Annotated in this window: 17 protein-coding genes; 15 read left to right on the top strand and 2 right to left on the bottom strand. The window is 71.7% G+C overall.

The features are described from left to right. The first annotated feature begins 130 nt into the window (after positions 1-130). From pgsA to AB0469_RS24775, 15 genes are all read left to right on the top strand, one after another. The gene (pgsA, locus tag AB0469_RS24845; protein WP_366453640.1) at positions 131-793 is read left to right on the top strand and encodes a phosphatidylinositol phosphate synthase; all 663 of its coding nucleotides are present in this window, start codon (positions 131-133) and stop codon (positions 791-793) included. Continuing rightward, on the top strand, positions 793-1,695 hold the full coding sequence (locus AB0469_RS24840; protein ID WP_366453639.1) for a phosphatidylinositol mannoside acyltransferase: 903 nt from the start codon (positions 793-795) through the stop codon (positions 1,693-1,695). Before pgsA ends, AB0469_RS24840 begins: the two co-directional genes overlap by 1 nt. Beyond that, positions 1,695-2,858, top strand: coding sequence for a glycosyltransferase family 4 protein (locus AB0469_RS24835; protein WP_366453638.1), 1,164 nt, complete (start codon positions 1,695-1,697; stop codon positions 2,856-2,858). The genes AB0469_RS24840 and AB0469_RS24835 overlap by 1 nt, the downstream gene beginning before the upstream one ends. A 71-nt stretch (positions 2,859-2,929) precedes the next feature. Beyond that, a complete protein-coding gene (locus tag AB0469_RS24830; protein ID WP_366453637.1) occupies positions 2,930-3,472 on the top strand; it encodes a hypothetical protein in 543 nt (180 codons plus the stop codon). 171 nt (positions 3,473-3,643) lie between these two features. Then, positions 3,644-4,561, top strand: coding sequence for a pyridoxal 5'-phosphate synthase lyase subunit PdxS (gene pdxS, locus AB0469_RS24825; protein WP_042812448.1), 918 nt, complete (start codon positions 3,644-3,646; stop codon positions 4,559-4,561). An 11-nt stretch (positions 4,562-4,572) separates the two neighbouring features. Continuing rightward, complete coding sequence (pdxT, locus tag AB0469_RS24820) at positions 4,573-5,166, top strand: pyridoxal 5'-phosphate synthase glutaminase subunit PdxT (RefSeq protein ID WP_366453635.1); 594 nt, start codon at positions 4,573-4,575, stop codon at positions 5,164-5,166. A 57-nt stretch (positions 5,167-5,223) separates the two neighbouring features. After that, positions 5,224-5,976 carry a YebC/PmpR family DNA-binding transcriptional regulator gene (locus AB0469_RS24815; RefSeq protein ID WP_042812451.1) on the top strand — a complete coding sequence of 251 codons (753 nt, stop codon included), beginning with the start codon at positions 5,224-5,226 and terminating at the stop codon, positions 5,974-5,976. A 123-nt stretch (positions 5,977-6,099) separates the two neighbouring features. Next, positions 6,100-6,636: a crossover junction endodeoxyribonuclease RuvC gene (gene ruvC / locus AB0469_RS24810; RefSeq protein WP_366453634.1), complete on the top strand. Its 537-nt coding sequence runs from the start codon at positions 6,100-6,102 to the stop codon at positions 6,634-6,636. Further along, positions 6,633-7,256, top strand: coding sequence for a Holliday junction branch migration protein RuvA (gene ruvA, locus AB0469_RS24805; RefSeq protein ID WP_366453633.1), 624 nt, complete (start codon positions 6,633-6,635; stop codon positions 7,254-7,256). The genes ruvC and ruvA overlap by 4 nt, the downstream gene beginning before the upstream one ends. A gap of 61 nt (positions 7,257-7,317) precedes the next feature. After that, positions 7,318-8,391, top strand: coding sequence for a Holliday junction branch migration DNA helicase RuvB (gene ruvB, locus AB0469_RS24800; protein ID WP_366453632.1), 1,074 nt, complete (start codon positions 7,318-7,320; stop codon positions 8,389-8,391). Between the two features lie 164 nt (positions 8,392-8,555). Then, positions 8,556-9,008: a preprotein translocase subunit YajC gene (gene yajC, locus AB0469_RS24795; RefSeq protein ID WP_366453631.1), complete on the top strand. Its 453-nt coding sequence runs from the start codon at positions 8,556-8,558 to the stop codon at positions 9,006-9,008. Positions 9,009-9,158: 150 nt separating this feature from the next. Then, positions 9,159-10,961 (top strand): protein translocase subunit SecD, encoded by a 1,803-nt coding sequence (gene secD / locus AB0469_RS24790; RefSeq protein WP_366453629.1) that lies wholly within the window; start codon positions 9,159-9,161, stop codon positions 10,959-10,961. 1 nt (position 10,962) lies between these two features. After that, positions 10,963-12,021 carry a protein translocase subunit SecF gene (gene secF, locus AB0469_RS24785; RefSeq protein ID WP_366453628.1) on the top strand — a complete coding sequence of 353 codons (1,059 nt, stop codon included), beginning with the start codon at positions 10,963-10,965 and terminating at the stop codon, positions 12,019-12,021. Then, positions 12,018-12,575 (top strand): adenine phosphoribosyltransferase, encoded by a 558-nt coding sequence (locus AB0469_RS24780; protein ID WP_366453627.1) that lies wholly within the window; start codon positions 12,018-12,020, stop codon positions 12,573-12,575. Before secF ends, AB0469_RS24780 begins: the two co-directional genes overlap by 4 nt. A 257-nt stretch (positions 12,576-12,832) precedes the next feature. Next, the gene (locus AB0469_RS24775) at positions 12,833-15,256 is read left to right on the top strand and encodes a bifunctional (p)ppGpp synthetase/guanosine-3',5'-bis(diphosphate) 3'-pyrophosphohydrolase (RefSeq protein ID WP_366453625.1); all 2,424 of its coding nucleotides are present in this window, start codon (positions 12,833-12,835) and stop codon (positions 15,254-15,256) included. A 79-nt stretch (positions 15,257-15,335) separates the two neighbouring features. On the opposite strand, the gene AB0469_RS24770 is transcribed toward AB0469_RS24775, so the two are convergent. Both AB0469_RS24770 and AB0469_RS24765 read right to left on the bottom strand, forming a co-directional pair. After that, positions 15,336-16,586 (bottom strand): hypothetical protein, encoded by a 1,251-nt coding sequence (locus tag AB0469_RS24770; protein ID WP_366453624.1) that lies wholly within the window; start codon positions 16,584-16,586, stop codon positions 15,336-15,338. 228 nt (positions 16,587-16,814) lie between these two features. After that, positions 16,815-18,044 (bottom strand): DUF349 domain-containing protein, encoded by a 1,230-nt coding sequence (locus AB0469_RS24765; RefSeq protein ID WP_366453623.1) that lies wholly within the window; start codon positions 18,042-18,044, stop codon positions 16,815-16,817. Between the last annotated feature and the right edge of the window lie 101 nt (positions 18,045-18,145).

Here is an 18,145-nt window from a genome sequence, read left to right as displayed (position 1 = left end):
GAGGGGATGGCCGAAGGATTGCGCAGGGCGAACCGGAGGGTGCGGGGCGCCCCGCACCCGGGGTGCTGGCTACGATGGGCCAGCCGGTGGCCGTGGTGGCCGCGCGGCCCAGCGACCCTCTGGGAAGGCCATGCTGAACAAGTACGCGCGTGCGTTCTTCACGCGTGTTCTCACGCCGTTCGCCGCATTTCTCCTCCGCCGGGGGGTGAGCCCCGATGCGGTCACGCTGATCGGCACCGCCGGTGTGGTGGCCGGGGCGCTGGTCTTCTTCCCCCGGGGCGAGTTCTTCTGGGGCACGATCACCATCACCCTGTTCGTCTTCTCCGACCTGGTGGACGGGAACATGGCCCGCCAGGCCGGGGTCTCCAGCCGCTGGGGCGCGTTCCTCGACTCCACCCTCGACCGGGTGGCCGACGCGGCGATCTTCGGCGGCCTGGCGCTCTGGTACGCGGGCTCCGGGAACGACAACGCGCTGTGCGCGGTGGCGATTTTCTGCCTGGCCAGCGGCCAGGTGGTCTCGTACACCAAGGCCCGCGGCGAGGCGATCGGGCTGCCCGTCGCCGTCAACGGCCTGGTCGAGCGCGCCGAGCGCCTGGTGATCACCCTCGTCGCGGCGGGCCTGTCCGGGCTCCGGACCTTCGGGGTGCCCTCGTGGATCGGCGTGCTGCTGCCCGTCGCCCTGTGGGTGGTGGCGGCCGGCTCGCTCGTCACCCTGGTCCAGCGGGTGGTCACGGTGCGCCGCGAGGCCGCCGAGGCCGACGCGGCGGCCCCCGCCGAGGGCGGCGCGCTCTGATGGGCAGCGGCAGGGACAAACTGGTCGACGGGCTCTACGGGCTCGGCTGGGCGGGCGTCAAGAAGCTCCCCGAGCCGGCGGCCGCGGCCCTCGGACGCAGGATCGCCGACACGGTCTGGAAGCGGCGCGGCAAGAGCGTGCTGCGCCTGGAGTCCAACCTGGCCCGGGTGGTGCCCGACGCCGGCCCCGAGCGGCTGCGCGCCCTCTCCCGGGCGGGCATGCGCTCGTACATGCGCTACTGGATGGAGTCCTTCCGGCTGCCCGCCATGGACCCGCGGCGCTTCGGCACGGACGTCACCATGAAGGACGAGCACGTCCTGCGCGAGGCCCTCGCCTCCGGCCGCGGGGTGATCGTGGCCCTGCCGCACCTGGCCAACTGGGACCTGGCCGGCGCCTGGGTCACCGGCCACGTCGGCGTCCCGTTCACCACCGTCGCCGAGCGGCTCAAGCCCGAGTCCCTCTACGACCGCTTCGTCGCCTACCGGCAGAGCCTGGGCATGGAGGTCCTGCCGCACAGCGGCGGGGCCGCCTTCGGCACCCTCGCGCGCCGGCTGCGCGCCGGCGGGATGATCTGCCTGGTCGCCGACCGGGACCTCTCGGCCTCCGGGGTCGAGGTGGACTTCTTCGGCGCCACCGCCCGGATGCCCGCCGGACCCGCGCTGCTGGCGCAGCAGACCGGTGCGGTCCTGCTGCCGGCCACCCTGTACTACGGCGACGCCCCGAAGATGTACGGCCGGATCCACCCCGAGGTGGAGGTGCCCGGGACCGGCACGCGGACCGAGAAGACCGCCGCGATGACCCAGGCGCTGGCCGACGCCTTCGCGTCGGGGATCGCCGAGCACCCCGAGGACTGGCACATGCTCCAGCGCCTGTGGCTCGACGACCTCGAGGAGCGCCCGTAGTGAAGATCGGCATCGTCTGCCCGTACTCCTGGGACGTCCCCGGCGGCGTCCAGTTCCACATCCGCGACCTGGCGGAACACCTGATCCGGCTGGGCCACGAGGTGTCGGTGCTGGCCCCCGCGGACGACGAGACCCCGCTGCCCCCCTACGTGGTCTCGGCGGGGCGGGCCGTGCCGGTGCCCTACAACGGGTCCGTCGCCCGGCTGAACTTCGGCTTCCTGTCGGCCGCCCGCGTACGGCGCTGGCTGCACGAGGGCGTGTTCGACGTCATCCACATCCACGAGCCGGCCTCCCCCTCCCTCGGGCTGCTGTCCTGCTGGGCGGCGCAGGGGCCGATCGTGGCCACGTTCCACACCTCCAACCCCCGCTCCCGGGCGATGATCGCGGCGTACCCGATCCTCCAGCCCGCGCTGGAGAAGATCAGCGCCCGGATCGCGGTCAGCGAGTACGCCCGGCGCACCCTGGTCGAGCACCTCGGCGGGGACGCCGTGGTCATCCCCAACGGCGTCGACGTCGACTTCTTCGCCAAGGCCGACCCGAATCCCGAATGGGGCGGCACGACCCTGGGCTTCATCGGCCGCATCGACGAGCCCCGCAAGGGGCTGCCGGTGCTCATGGCCGCCTTCCCGCGCATCGTCCGCGAGTGCCCGGACGTACGGCTGCTGGTGGCGGGCCGCGGCGACGAGGAGGAGGCCGTGGCCTCGCTGCCGGCCGAGCTGCGCTCCCGCGTGGAGTTCCTCGGCATGGTCTCCGACGAGGACAAGGCCCGCCTGCTGCGCAGCGTCGACGTCTACGTCGCCCCCAACACCGGCGGCGAGAGCTTCGGGATCATCCTGGTCGAGGCCCTCTCCGCCGGGGCGGCCGTGCTCGCCTCCGACCTCGACGCCTTCGCCCAGGTGCTGGACCAGGGTGCGGCGGGGGAGCTGTTCGCCAACGAGGACGCCGACTCCCTGGCGGCCGGGGCGATCGCCCTGCTGCGCGACCCGGCCCGGCGCGCGGAACTGAGCGCCCGCGGCTCGGCGCACGTGCGCCGCTTCGACTGGTCGACGGTCGGCGCGGACATCCTGGCCGTCTACGAGACGGTGACCGACGGCGCCGCCGCGGTCGCCGCCGACGAACGCGTCCCCCTCCGCACCCGCCTCGGCTTCTCGCGGGACGGGTAGCGCCCCGGGCGGCCCGTTCCCGCCCCTCGGGGCGGGCGGGCGGCGCCCCGTAGCGGGTAGTGTCGCCGCCCGTGATCGAAAACCTTGTCTGGATCGCGGTGGCGCTCGGCGCCGTCGGGGTCTACCTCAGCTGGACCGCCGGGCGGCTGGACCGGCTGCACACCCGGATGGACGCCGCCCGGGCCGCCCTGGACGCGCAGCTGGTGCGGCGCGCCTCCGTCGTCGCGGAGGTGGCCACCTCCGGGGCGCTCGACCCCGCCTCCTCGCTCGTGCTGTACGAGGCCGCGCACGCCGCCCGGCAGGCCGAGGAGGAGAACCGGGAGGTCGCCGAGAGCGAGCTCAGCCAGGCGCTGCGCGCGGTGTTCGCCGACGCCGACCAGGTGGAGGTGCTCAAGGCCGCCCCCGGAGGCGAGGCGGCGGCCGAGGAGCTGGCTGCGGCGGTGCGCCGGGTGCCGATGGCCCGGCGCTTCCTCAACGACGCCGTACGGGCCGCCCGGGCGCTGCGCACGCACCGCAAGGTCCGCTGGTTCCGGCTGGCCGGGCACGCCCCGTTCCCGCTGGCCTTCGAGATGGACGACGAGCCCCCGGCCGACCTCGCGGACCGCCCCGCGTAGCCGCCGCGGAGGGGCGGGGGACTGGGCCGAACGGGTCCACCAGCGCCACCGGGGACAAATGAAGGGGCCACCGGCTCCATATTGGCCCTTGTAGTGGACTGGTCGGTGCGGTTTTCTCTGCCGAGTAGTACCCGTCTCCCTTTTCGAGTTCCCTTCGAGTGAGGTCACCCCGTGAGCACGCTTCCCACCTCCCCCCAGTCCGCTGAGTCGGCCATCGGCACCTCCCGCGTCAAGCGCGGCATGGCCGAGCAGCTCAAGGGCGGCGTGATCATGGACGTGGTCAACGCCGAGCAGGCGAAGATCGCCGAGGACGCCGGCGCCGTGGCCGTCATGGCCCTGGAGCGGGTTCCGGCCGACATCCGCAAGGACGGCGGCGTGGCCCGGATGTCGGACCCGAACATGATCGAGGAGATCATCGAGGCCGTCTCCATCCCCGTCATGGCCAAGTCCCGCATCGGCCACTTCGTCGAGGCCCAGGTGCTCCAGTCCCTCGGCGTCGACTACATCGACGAGTCCGAGGTCCTCACCCCGGCCGACGAGATCAACCACTCCGACAAGTGGGCCTTCACCACCCCCTTCGTCTGTGGCGCCACCAACCTGGGCGAGGCCCTGCGCCGCATCGCCGAGGGCGCGGCCATGATCCGCTCGAAGGGCGAGGCCGGCACGGGCAACGTCGTCGAGGCCGTCCGCCACCTGCGCCAGATCAAGAACGAGATCGCCCAGCTGCGCGGCTACGACAACAACGAGCTGTACGCCGCCGCCAAGGAGCTGCGCGCCCCGTACGAGCTCGTCAAGGAGGTCGCCGAGCTCGGCAAGCTCCCCGTCGTCCTGTTCTCCGCCGGTGGCGTCGCCACCCCGGCCGACGCCGCCCTGATGCGCCAGCTCGGCGCCGAGGGCGTCTTCGTCGGCTCCGGCATCTTCAAGTCGGGCGACCCGGCCAAGCGCGCCGCCGCCATCGTGAAGGCCACCACCTTCTTCGACGACCCGAAGGTCATCGCGGACGCGTCCCGCAACCTGGGCGAGGCCATGGTCGGCATCAACTGCGACACCCTCCCCGAGACCGAGCGCTACGCCAACCGCGGCTGGTAGGGCACCCCACGATGAGCAACCCCCCCGTGATCGGTGTCCTGGCCCTCCAGGGCGACGTACGGGAGCACCTGATCGCCCTGGCCGCGGCGGACGCCGTGGCCAGGCCGGTCCGGCGTCCCGAGGAGCTCGCCGAGGTCGACGCCCTGGTCATCCCCGGCGGCGAGTCCACGACCATGTCGAAGCTCGCCGTCCTGTTCGGCATGCTGGAGCCGCTGCGCGAGCGCGTGCGCGCCGGGATGCCGGTCTACGGCACCTGCGCCGGCATGATCATGCTCGCCGACAAGCTCCTGGACGGCCGTGACGACCAGGAGACGCTCGGCGGCATCGACATGATCGTCCGCCGCAACGCCTTCGGCCGGCAGAACGAGTCCTTCGAGGCGCAGATCGACTTCACCGGCATCGAGGGCGGCCCCGTCGAGGGCGTCTTCATCCGCGCCCCGTGGGTCGAGTCGGTCGGGGCCTCCGCCGAGGTCCTCGCCACGTACGACGGCCACACGGTCGCCGTGCGGCAGGGAAACGTCCTCGCCACCTCGTTCCACCCCGAGCTGACCGGCGACGACCGCGTCCACGCGTACTTCGTCGACATGGTGCGCGCGGCCCTGTAACCAGGTCCCGGTAGGATCTGAGATGAACACTGTTGGTTACGCGAAGGAGACAGGCGGATGTCCGGCCACTCTAAATGGGCTACGACGAAGCACAAGAAGGCCGTGATCGATGCCAAGCGCGGCAAGCTCTTCGCGAAGCTGATCAAGAACATCGAGGTCGCGGCCCGTATGGGCGGTGCCGACATCGACGGCAACCCGACGCTGTTCGACGCCGTCCAGAAGGCCAAGAAGCAGTCGGTCCCGAACAAGAACATCGACTCCGCGGTCAAGCGCGGCGGCGGCCTCGAGGCCGGCGGCGCCGACTACGAGACGATCATGTACGAGGGCTACGGTCCGAACGGTGTCGCGGTGCTCATCGAGTGCCTCACCGACAACCGCAACCGCGCCGCCTCCGACGTCCGCGTCGCCATGACCCGCAACGGCGGCTCGATGGCCGACCCGGGCTCGGTCTCGTACCTGTTCAACCGCAAGGGCGTCATCCTGCTGCCCAAGGCCGAGCTCAGCGAGGACGACGTCCTCGGTGCGGTCCTGGACGCCGGTGCCGAAGAGGTCAACGACAACGGCGACACCTGGGAGATCATCAGCGAGGCCACCGACCTGGTCGCGGTCCGCACCGCGCTCCAGGAGGCCGGCATCGACTACGACTCCGCCGACTCCAGCTTCGTCCCGACCATGCAGGTCGAGCTCGACGAAGAGGGCGCGCGCAAGATCTTCAAGCTGATCGACGCGCTCGAGGACAGCGACGACGTCCAGAACGTCTTCGCCAACTTCGACGTCTCGGACGAGGTCATGGAGAAGGTCGACGCGTAAGGCGCCGCTCGACGTTCCACGGCGGGCCGACAGGACACACCCTGTCGGCCCGCCGTCGCGTTGTCAGTGCGGCCGGATAGCCTGCACGGACGGGCGAGCGGTGACCGGAGGAGAGGGGGAGCGGTGCGCGTACTGGGCGTGGACCCGGGGCTGACGCGGTGCGGTGTCGGCGTGGTCGAAGGAGTCGCGGGACGGCCCCTGACCATGATCGGCGTCGGGGTCGTGCGCACGCCCGCCGACGCCGAGCTGGGGCACCGGCTCGTCGCCATCGAGCGCGGCATCGAGGAGTGGCTCGACGCGCACCGGCCCGAATGCGTCGCCGTGGAGCGCGTCTTCAGCCAGCACAACGTCCGCACCGTGATGGGCACCGCCCAGGCCAGCGCCGTCGCCATGCTGTGCGCGGCACGCCGCGGGATACCCGTCGCCCTGCACACCCCCAGCGAGGTCAAGGCCGCCGTCACCGGCAGCGGCCGCGCCGACAAGGCGCAGGTCGGAGCCATGGTGACCCGGCTGCTGCGGCTCGCCGAGCCGCCGAAGCCGGCCGACGCCGCCGACGCGCTGGCCCTCGCCATCTGCCACATCTGGCGGGCCCCCGCCCAGAACCGCCTCCAGCAGGCGGCAGCCCAGCACGCCTCCGCCTTGAAAGGCCGTACGAGATGATCGCCTTCGTCAGCGGCCCGGTCGCCGCGCTCACCCCCACCCTGGCCGTGATCGAGGTCGGGGGAGTGGGGATGGCCGTGCAGTGCACCCCGAACACCATCGCGGGCCTGCGCACCGGCGAGCCGGCCCGGCTGGCCACCTCCCTGGTGGTCCGGGAGGACTCCCTGACCCTCTACGGCTTCGCGGACGACGACGAGCGCCAGGTCTTCGAGCTGCTCCAGACCGCCAGCGGGGTGGGGCCCAGGCTGGCCCAGGCCATGCTCGGCGTGCACAGCCCGGACGCGCTGCGGCTGGCCGTGGAGTCGGGTGACGAGAAGGCGCTGACGGCCGTGCCCGGGATCGGGAAGAAGGGCGCCCAGAAGCTGCTGCTGGAGCTGAAGGGCAAGCTGGGCGCCGCCCCCGTGGTCGGCGCGCAGCGCGCCCCCGCGGCCTCCGGGCCCGCCCCCTGGACGGAGCAGCTCACGGCGGCCCTCATCGGCCTCGGCTACGCCTCCCGCGAGGCGGAGGACGCCGTCGACGCGGTGACCCCGCAGGCGGAGGCGGCCATCGCCGCCGGGGGCGCCGCCCCCGTGCCGCAGCTCCTGCGGGCGGCCCTCCAGACCCTGAACCGCACCCGCTGACCGCGGGCCGGTCCACCGCAGCCACCGCACCCGGTACGAACGAGAAGGCAGACCGAACACCGTGACCTGGGACGACGAGACCGACATCCCCGAGCCCGACCGGCTGGTCGCCGCCGCGGCCGACGGCGAGGACACCGCCGTCGAGGCGGCCCTGCGCCCCAAGGACCTCGGCGAGTTCGTCGGCCAGGAGAAGGTCCGCCAGCAGCTGGACCTCGTCCTGAAGGCGGCCCGCCAGCGCGGTGCCACCGCCGACCACGTCCTGCTCTCCGGCGCGCCCGGCCTCGGCAAGACCACCCTCTCCATGATCATCGCCGCGGAGATGGGCGCGCCCATCCGGATCACCTCCGGCCCCGCCATCCAGCACGCCGGCGACCTCGCCGCGATCCTCTCCTCCCTCCAGGAGGGCGAGGTCCTCTTCCTCGACGAGATCCACCGCATGTCCCGGCCCGCCGAGGAGATGCTCTACATGGCCATGGAGGACTTCCGCGTCGACGTGATCGTCGGCAAGGGGCCCGGCGCGACCGCCATCCCGCTGGAGCTGCCGCCGTTCACCCTCGTCGGCGCCACCACCCGGGCCGGCCTGCTGCCGCCGCCGCTGCGCGACCGCTTCGGGTTCACCGGCCACATGGAGTTCTACGCGCCGGAGGAGCTCCAGCGCGTGGTCCACCGCTCCGCACGCCTCCTCGACGTGGAGATCGACACCGCCGGAGCCGCCGAGATCGCCGGCCGCTCCCGCGGCACCCCCCGCATCGCCAACCGCCTGCTGCGCCGCGTCCGCGACTACGCCCAGGTCAAGGCAGACGGTGCGATCACCCGTGAGGTGGCCTCGACGGCCCTCCAGGTGTACGAGGTGGACGCGCGCGGCCTCGACCGGCTGGACCGGTCGGTGCTGGAGGCCCTCCTGAAGCTGTTCGGCGGCGGTCCCGTCGGGCTGTCCACCCTCGCGGTCGCCGTGGGGGAGGAGCGCGAGACGGTGGAGGAGGTCGCCGAGCCGTTCCTGGTCCGGGAGGGGCTGCTGGCGCGCACCCCGCGGGGGCGGGTCGCGACCCCCGCCGCATGGGCTCACCTGGGACTTGTCCCCCCGCAGCACGCGGCCGGCGGATCAAGCGGACAACAGGGCCTGTTCGGGGCCTGACGGCGCGGAGGTTCGACCGGTCAGGAACTGCGGTGCCATGCTGGGCGTTGTTCCATCGGTGCGGACTCGCCTAGACTCCGCCGATGCCGACCCTTCGGGTCGGTGTGCCCACCCCCGTAGAAAAAGGCCGTCTCCCGCGCGGTCGTGGATAGGATCTCCGTCCCGTGAATCTCGTGACACTCCTCCCGTTCATCGTGCTCATCGGGGCGATGTTCCTGATGACCCGCTCCGCCAAGAAGAAGCAGCAGCAGGCCGCGCAGATGCGCGACCACATGACGCCCGGCACCGGCGTCCGCACCATCGGCGGCATGTACGCCACGGTCAAGGAGATCGGTGACGACACCGTCACCCTCGAGGTGGCCCCCGGCGTCCACGCGATCTACGCGAAGAACGCCATCGGCGCCGTGCTGGAGGACGAGGAGTACAACCGCATCGTCCACGGCACCGCCACGGACGGTCTGACCGTCCCCGACGACGCCTCCTCGCTGACGGACTCCGAGTCCCCGAAGACGGACCTGTCGAAGGACTCCGCCCCGGAGGACGCCCCCAAGCCCGACCTGAACAAGGACGACGAGCCGAAGGACGGCAAGGCCGACGGCGAGCCCGGCGCGAAGTAGCGCCGGGCAGGGACCGCGGCGGTGCCCGACCGGCATCCGCCGCGGTTCCCGCAGTGAACTTCTGCGGGGGGCAGGGGTCCCCACCACACATTTCGTGGCCGTCCGCGCGCTGACCCGGCGCGGGGCGGTTGGACAGGGAGAAACGACAAGGTGGCAGCACCGAAGAAGGGCCGGCGGCCCACGGGGGCTCAGGGGAGGCCGGGGCGCGCCCTGGCCTTCATCCTGATCGCGATGGTGGCGCTCACCGCGGGGATGTTCCTCACGAAGCAGACGACGCCCCGCCTGGGCATCGACCTCGCCGGCGGTACGAGCATCACGCTCAAGGCCAAGAGCGAGCCCGGCAAGCCGGACGCGGTCAACGAGACCAACATGAACACGGCCGTCGGGATCATCGACCGCCGTGTCAACGGTCTCGGCGTCTCGGAGGCCGAGGTCCAGACCCAGGGCCGCGACCACATCATCGTGAACATCCCCAAGGGCGTGAACGAGCAGCAGGCGCGTGAGCAGGTCGGCACCACCGCCCAGCTGTACTTCCGCCCCGTCCTCGCCTTCGCGGACGGCGCCCCCGCCGCCCCCGAGACCAAGCCGAGCGGCTCCCCGAGCCCCTCCGCGAGCGGTTCCGGCGCCCCGAAGGCCGAGGGCAGCACCAAGCCGTCCGCGCCGGCCACCCCGTCGTCCAGCGCCACTTCCCAGGGCCGTGTGCTCAGCGAGGCCCTCAAGGCCCCGGGCACCCCCACTCCCTCGCCCTCGGCGAGCGAGTCGAAGAAGGCAGACGACAACAAGGCCACGCCCTCCGCCTCGGCCCCGGCCCCCGCTCCGACCCCGTCGGCGGACCCCGCCGTGGCGGACCTGCAGGCGAAGTTCGCCGCGCTGGACTGCACCAAGGAGGACCAGCGCGCCGCCGCCGGCAAGGGTGCCAAGCCCGACGAGCCGACGATCGCCTGTGGCCAGCGCGGCACCACCTGGGGCAAGTGGATCCTCGGTCCGGCCCAGGTCGCCGGCACGGACGTGAAGGACGCCAAGGGCGTCATCGACCAGCAGCGCGGTCAGTGGATCGTGCAGATGCAGTTCACCGACAAGGGCGCCGACAAGTTCGCCAAGATCACCGGTGAGCTGGCCACCAAGACGCCGCCGCAGAACCAGTTCGCGATCGTCCTCGACGGCAAGGTCATCTCCGACCCGTCCGTCAGCCAGGCGCTCACGGGCGGCAACGCCGAGATCTCCGGCGGCTTCACCCAGCAGTCCGCGCAGGACCTGGGCAACATGCTCTCGTACGGCGCCCTGCCCCTGTCCTTCCAGGAGGACAGCGTCACCACCGTCACCGCCGCGCTCGGCGGGGAGCAGCTGAAGGCCGGCCTGATCGCCGGCGCCATCGGCCTGGCCCTCGTCGTGATCTACCTGCTGGTCTACTACCGCGGTCTGGCCTTCATCGCGATCGTCAGCCTCATGGTGTCCGCGATCCTCACGTACACGATCATGGCGCTGCTGGGCAAGGGCATCGGCTTCGCCCTGAACCTTCCCGCGGTCTGCGGCGCGATCGTCGCCATCGGCATCACGGCGGACTCGTTCATCGTGTACTTCGAGCGCATCCGCGACGAGATCCGCGAGGGCCGCACCCTGCGTCCGGCCGTCGAGCGGGCCTGGCCGCGCGCCCGGCGCACGATCCTGGTCTCCGACTTCGTCTCCTTCCTCGCCGCCGCGGTGCTCTTCATCGTCACCGTCGGCAAGGTGCAGGGCTTCGCCTTCACGCTGGGTCTGACCACCCTGCTCGACGTGGTCGTGGTGTTCCTCTTCACCAAGCCCGTCATGACCCTGCTGGCGCGGACGAAGTTCTTCTCCAGCGGCCACCCGTGGTCCGGGCTGGACCCGAAGCGGCTCGGCGCCAAGCCCCCGCTGCGCCGGTCCCGCCGCACCGGCCCCGTCCCCGCCCCCGTCGACGCAAAGGAGGCGTGAGATGTCGAAGCTGGGAGATCTCGGCGCCAAGCTGTACCGCGGTGAGGTCGGCTACGACTTCGTCGGCAAGCGCTTTCTCTGGTACGGCGTCTCCGTCCTGATCACCATCACGGCGATCGTGGCGCTGGCCGTCCAGGGCCTCAACATGGGCATCGAGTTCAAGGGCGGCGCGGTCTTCACCACCCCGAAGACGACCGTGTCCGTCGCACGGGCGACCGAGGCGGCGGACAAGGCCTCGGGGCACCACGCGATCGTCCAGGAGCTGGGCACCGGCGGCCTGCGCATCCAGATCTCCGGTCTGGACACCAACGCGGCCGCCTCCGTGAAGAGGCAGCTCGCCGCCGACCTCAAGGTCGACGCGGGCCAGATCAACGCGGACCTGGTCGGCCCGAGCTGGGGCGAGCAGATCGCGAACAAGGCCTGGACCGGTCTCGCGATCTTCATGGTCCTCGTGGTGATCTACCTCGCCATCGCCTTCGAGTGGCGGATGGCCGTCGCGGCCCTGATCGCCCTGGTCCACGACCTCACCATCACCGTCGGCGTGTACGCGCTCGTCGGCTTCGAGGTGACCCCGGGCACCGTGATCGGTCTGCTGACCATCCTCGGCTACTCCCTCTACGACACCGTCGTCGTCTTCGACGGTCTCAAGGAGGGCGCGAAGGACATCACCAAGCAGACCCGCTACACCTTCAGCGACGTCGCCAACCGCAGCATCAACGGCACGCTGGTCCGCTCGATCAACACCACCGTCGTGGCGCTCCTGCCGGTCGCGGCCCTGCTGTTCATCGGCGGCGGCTTCCTCGGCGCGGGCATGCTCAACGACATCTCGCTGTCGCTGTTCGTCGGTCTCGCGGCCGGTGCGTACTCGTCGATCTTCATCGCCACCCCGCTGGTCGTGGACCTGAAGGAGCGCGAGCCGGCGATGAAGGCGCTGAAGAAGCGCGTGCTCGCCAAGCGGGCCGCCGCGGCCGCCAAGGGCGAGGACCTCGACGGCGGCACCGAAGCGGACGAGGCCCCGCAGGTCGTGGCCCAGAGCGGCCAGGGGAGGCGGCGCCGGTGACCTTCGCCTCCTGCACCCCCGAGGTCCGCGAGCTGCTGCTCAGCCGGATCACGGACGTCACGGACTACCCGAAGCCGGGCGTGGTGTTCAAGGACATCACCCCGCTGCTCGCCGACCCGGCGGCCTTCGGCGCCCTGACCGACACCCTGGTGGAGCTGGCCGACCGCTACGGCGCGACGAAGATCGTCGGGCTGGAGGCGCGCGGGTTCATCCTGGCCGCCCCGGTCGCCGTCAAGGCGGGCATCGGCTTCATCCCCGTGCGCAAGGCCGGAAAGCTGCCGGGCGCCACGCTCGCGCAGGCCTACGAGCTGGAGTACGGGACGGCCGAGATCGAGGTCCACGCCGAGGACCTGTCGACGGGTGACCGGGTCATGGTCATCGACGACGTCCTGGCCACCGGCGGCACCGCCGAGGCCTCGCTGGAGCTGATCCGGCGGGCCGGGGCCGAGGTCGCGGGCGTGGCGGTCCTGATGGAGCTGTCGTTCCTTCCGGGCCGGGCCAAGCTGGCCGGGGCCCTCGCGGGGGCTCCGCTGGACGCCCTGATCGTGGTCTGACCCCTCCCTGTCGCAGCGGCGGGTTCCCGGGACGCCCCGGGGGCCCGCCGTTTCGTCGTGCCGGGGCCGGGGCCGGGGCCGGGGCCGGGATCCGGGCGCGGGCTGAGCCGGGGTGGAACGGGGCTGGGGTCCCGTCCCACCGGGCGGCCGGGGAGAACGGCGTGGCGGAACCCTCGCTACCATGGTTTATCCGGACCTGACCGGGGTCCCGGATCCTCCCCCGGACGCCCTCCGGCGGGACCCCCAGAGGAGCGCTCTTGCCAGACGAGGTCCAGCCACTCTCCGCCGCGCAGCCCGACCCCCAGGCCGATCCGGCCGCGGCGGCCGCAGCCACGCCCCCGCCGGCCCCGCCGGTCAAGCCGCTCCCGGTCAAGCCGGCCGGGTCCTCCAACCGGGTGCGCGCCCGGCTGGCCCGCCTCGGCGTGCAGCGTTCCAACCCGTACAACCCGGTACTGGAACCCCTGCTCCGTATAGTCCGCAGCAACGACCCGAAGATCGAGACGGCGACGCTGCGCCAGATCGAACAGGCCTACCAGGTCGCGGAGCGCTGGCACCGCGGCCAGAAGCGCAAGAGCGGCGACCCGTACATCACCCATCCGCTCGCGGTGACCACGATCCTCGCCGAGCTCGGGATGGACCCCGCCACCCTGATGGCGGGCCTGCTGCACGACACCGTCGAGGACACGGAGTACGGCCTCGACCAGCTCCGCCGCGACTTCGGCGACGCCGTGGCCCTCCTCGTCGACGGCGTCACCAAGCTCGACCGGGTCAAGTTCGGCGAGGCCGCCCAGGCCGAGACCGTGCGCAAGATGGTCGTCGCCATGGCCAAGGACCCCCGGGTCCTGGTCATCAAGCTCGCCGACCGCCTGCACAACATGCGCACGATGCGCTACCTCAAGCGGGAGAAGCAGGAGAAGAAGGCCCGCGAGACCCTCGAGATCTACGCGCCGCTGGCCCACCGCCTCGGCATGAACACGATCAAGTGGGAGCTGGAGGACCTCGCCTTCGCGATCCTCTACCCCAAGATGTACGACGAGATCGTGCGCCTGGTCGCCGAGCGGGCCCCCAAGCGCGACGAGTACCTGGCCATCGTCACCGACGAGGTGCAGACCGACCTCCGGGCCGCCCGGATCAAGGCCACGGTCACCGGCCGCCCCAAGCACTACTACAGCGTCTACCAGAAGATGATCGTCCGCGGCCGTGACTTCGCGGAGATCTACGACCTGGTGGGCATCCGCGTCCTCGTGGACACCGTCCGGGACTGCTACGCGGCCCTCGGCACCGTGCACGCGCGCTGGAACCCGGTCCCCGGCCGGTTCAAGGACTACATCGCGATGCCCAAGTTCAACATGTACCAGTCGCTCCACACGACGGTCATCGGGCCCAACGGCAAGCCGGTCGAACTCCAGATCCGCACCTTCGACATGCACCGCCGCGCCGAGTACGGCATCGCCGCGCACTGGAAGTACAAGCAGCAGACCGTCGCCGGCGCCTCCAAGATCCGCACGGACGTCCCGCAGGCCGCCAAGGGCAGCGCCGGCCAGGACACCGTCAACGACATGGCCTGGCTGCGCCAGCTCCTCGACTGGCAGAAGGAGACGGAGGACCCGGGCGAGTTCCTCGACTCGCTGCGCTTCGACCTCTCGCGCAACGAGGTCTTCGTCTTCACCCCCAAGGGCGACGTCATCGCCCTGCCCGCCGGGGCGACCTCCGTGGACTTCGCGTACGCGGTCCACACCGAGGTCGGCCACCGCACCATAGGGGCGCGGGTCAACGGACGGCTCGTGCCGCTCGAATCGACCCTCGACAACGGCGACCTGGTCGAGGTCTTCACCTCCAAGGCCGAGGGGGCCGGCCCGTCCCGTGACTGGCTGGGCTTCGTCAAGTCCCCGCGGGCCCGCAACAAGATCCGCGCCTGGTTCTCCAAGGAGCGCCGCGACGAGGCCATCGAGCACGGCAAGGACGCCATCGCGCGGGCCATGCGCAAGCAGAACCTGCCGATCCAGCGGATCCTGACCGGCGACTCCCTCGTCACCCTCGCGCACGAGATGCGCTACCCCGACATCTCGTCCCTCTACGCGGCGATCGGCGAGGGCCACGTGGCCGCGCAGGGCGTCGTGCAGAAGCTGGTGCAGGCCCTCGGCGGCGAGGAGGCCGCCAACGAGGACATCGAGGAGAGCGTCCCGCCGTCCCGCGCCCGCACCAAGCGGCGCGGCAACGCAGACCCGGGCGTGGTCGTCAAGGGCGTCGACGACGTGTGGGTGAAGCTGGCCCGCTGCTGCACGCCGGTGCCGGGCGACCCGATCATCGGCTTCGTCACGCGCGGCAGTGGCGTATCGGTTCACCGCGCCGACTGCGTCAACGTCGACTCCCTCTCCCAGCAGCCCGAGCGGATGCTGGAGGTGGAGTGGGCGCCGACCCAGTCCTCCGTCTTCCTGGTCGCCATCCAGGTCGAGGCGCTGGACCGCTCGCGGCTGCTGTCCGACGTCACGCGGGTCCTGTCGGACCAGCACGTCAACATCCTCTCCGCGGCCGTGCAGACCTCGCGCGACCGGGTGGCCACCTCCCGGTTCACCTTCGAGATGGGCGACCCGAAGCACCTGGGGCACGTCCTGAAGGCCGTGCGGAGCGTCGAGGGCGTCTATGACGTCTACCGCGTGACCTCGGCCCGCAGGCCGTAGCCGCGCGGCGGCACACACGACGGTGGGCGCCACCCCCGAGGGGGTGGCGCCCACCGTCACGTCCGGCGCTGCGGCCCGGTCAGGGGCAGCCCCACCAGACGAAGTTGAGGTTGCCGCCGAAGAGCGCGGACACGGCCGTCGCGGACCCGAGGATCCACACCACCGTGCTCCGCCGGGCCCGGGCCAGCGCCAGGGCGAAGGGGAAGAGCAGCGGGAACGCCGGCATGATGAAGCGCATCTTCGAGAAGTAGAAGCCCGCGCCGCCCAGCGCCACCAGCATGATCATGGCCGCGAAGATCCACACCACCATGGGGGGCCGGCGCCGGCGCGTCATCAGCACGAACAGCACCACGGAGGTGACCACCGTCAGCGAGACCACCACGTGGTTGAGGGTGGTGTGCACCTCGGTGAAGGTCTTCTTCAGCTCGTTGAGGGTGTCGAAGCCGCCGTCGTACACCGAACCCCAGCGGCGCTGGAGCTCGAAGTAGCCGTCCCAGCGCCCGAAGTGCCAGCCGACGTAGGCCACGTACCCGAACCAGCCCAGCGGGGCGATCAGCGAGGCGGCGACGATCCGCCCCACCGGGGGCCGCTGCGAGCGGCGCTTGCGCAGCCACTGCACGTACTCCCAGACCCCCGCCAGCACCACGGCCGCGACGATCGCCGAACCCGAGGGCCGGGTCGCCCCGGCGAAGAAGGCCAGCACACCGGCCGTCACCCAGGACTTCGTCATCACCGCGTACATCGCCCACACGGACAGGGCGAGGAACAGCGGCTCGGTGTACGCCATCGACTGGACGAGCGCCGCCGGCACGATCGCGAACAGGGCGCAGGTGAAGAGCGCGACCCGGCGGCCGTAGATCTTGTCGGTGACGGCGAAGATGCCCCACGCGGCGATGACCGACGCGAACATCGCCAGCCCCATCGCCACCCAGTTCATGGGCAGGTGCGTGACGTACGAGGTGTACCGCACCAGCATGGGGTAGACGGGGAAGAACGCCATCTGGCAGCTCGGCCCCGCGAACGCGCAGGGCGACGGCGTCGCCAGCGGGGTCGTCAGACCGTTCTCGGCGATGTGCAGGTAGTAGACGGCGTCCCAGCGCCCGCCCAGGATCTCCAGCGGACGCACGTCCTTGCGCTCGGCCCAGATCGCCATGACGGCGAGACCGGTCGCCCGCAGGGCGAGGTGGACCAGCAGGGCCTTGCGGGCACGCTTCAGGTTCGCGAGTACGCGCCGACCGACACCACGGAGTCCGGAGTCCTTCTTGCCGGCGAGCGGTTCGGCGACGAGAAGTGAGTCGGGGACATCAGCGCGTATCTGGGTATGCGTCACATTCGATCCTGGTCGTCGCCCGGCAGAAGGCCGCCGAGGCGGCACCGTACAACGTTACACAGGCGGAGGGTGCAACCCGCGCGCACCCTGTGTTGAAACCACGTAACGAATCGGACGCACACATACCCGCCCACAACCGGGCCCGTACCCCCGTACACGACGGACGGGCACCACCGGCCGTGACCGGTGGTGCCCGTCCGTCGTGCCCGTCCGAGGACGGCGGCCGCGTCAGCCGCCGAACTCCTCCAGGCCCTTCAGCGCCTGGTCCAGCAGGGCCTGGCGGCCCTCCAGCTCGCGGGACAGCTTGTCGGCCTTGGCGTTGTTGCCGGCCGCGCGCGCGGCGTCGATCTCACCGCGCAGCTTGTCGACGGCCGCCTGGAGCTGACCCGTCAGACCGGCGGCACGCGCCCGCGCCTCCGGGTTGGTTCGCCGCCACTCGCCCTCCTCGGCCTCCTGGATGGCCCGCTCCACGGCGTGCATCCGGCCCTCGACCTTGGGACGGGCGTCGCGCGGCACGTGGCCGATGGCCTCCCAGCGCTCGTTGACGGAGCGGAACGCGGCCCGGGCCGCCTTCAGGTCCGTCACCGGGACGAGCAGCTCCGCCTCGGCGGCCAGCTCCTCCTTCAGCTTCAGGTTCTCCACCTGCTCGGCGTCCCGCTCGGCGAAGACCTCGCCGCGCGCCGCGAAGAACACGTCCTGCGCACCGCGGAAGCGGTTCCACAGGTCGTCCTCGGCCTCGCGCTGCGCCCGGCCCGCCGCCTTCCAGCTGTCCATCAGCTCGCGGTAGCGGGCCGCCGTCGGACCCCAGTCCGTCGACTTCGACAGCGACTCGGCCTCGGCGACCAGCTTCTCCTTGGCCTTGCGGGCCTCCTCGCGCTGGGCGTCCAGCGCGGCGAAGTGCGCCTTGCGGCGCTTGGAGAAGGCGGACCGGGCGTGCGAGAAGCGGTGCCACAGCTCGTCGTCCGACTTGCGGTCGAGCCGGGGCAGGCCCTTCCAGATGTCCACCAGCGCGCGCAGCCGCTCGCCGGCGCTGCGCCACTGGTCGCTCTGCGCCAGCTGCTCGGCCTCGGTCACCAGGGCGTCCTTGGCCGCACGGGCCTCGTCCGCCTGCTTGGCCTTCTGGACCTTGCGCTCCTCGCGCCGCGAGTCCACCGTCGCCACCAGCTTGTCGAGCCGGACGCGCAGCGCGTCGAGGTCGCCGACGGCGTGGTGCTCGTCCACCTGCGTCCGCAGGTGGTCGATGGCCGTCTGGGCGTCCTTGGCGGACAGGTCGGTGGTCCGCACCCGCCGTTCGAGGAGGCCGATCTCGACCACCAGGCCCTCGTACTTGCGCTCGAAGTAGGCCAGGGCCTCCTCGGGGGTGCCCGCCTGCCACGAGCCGACGACCTGCTCGCCCTCGGAAGTACGCACGTACACGGTGCCGGTCTCGTCGACTCGGCCCCACGGGTCGCTGCTCACAGCGCCTCCTCCACCTGATGCCGCGCGGGGTGGTGTCCCCCCGGCATCGTCCACAGTTTCCTGGGGCGGGCAGCGCCCGCCCTGCACAACGCCAACATAGG

The organism is Streptomyces sp. NPDC093801, assembly GCF_040701585.1.
In the GTDB taxonomy this organism is placed as follows: Bacteria; Actinomycetota; Actinomycetes; order Streptomycetales; family Streptomycetaceae; genus Streptomyces.
Note: the sequence above shows the minus strand (reverse complement) of the source record. Positions and strands in the feature narration are given on the sequence as shown.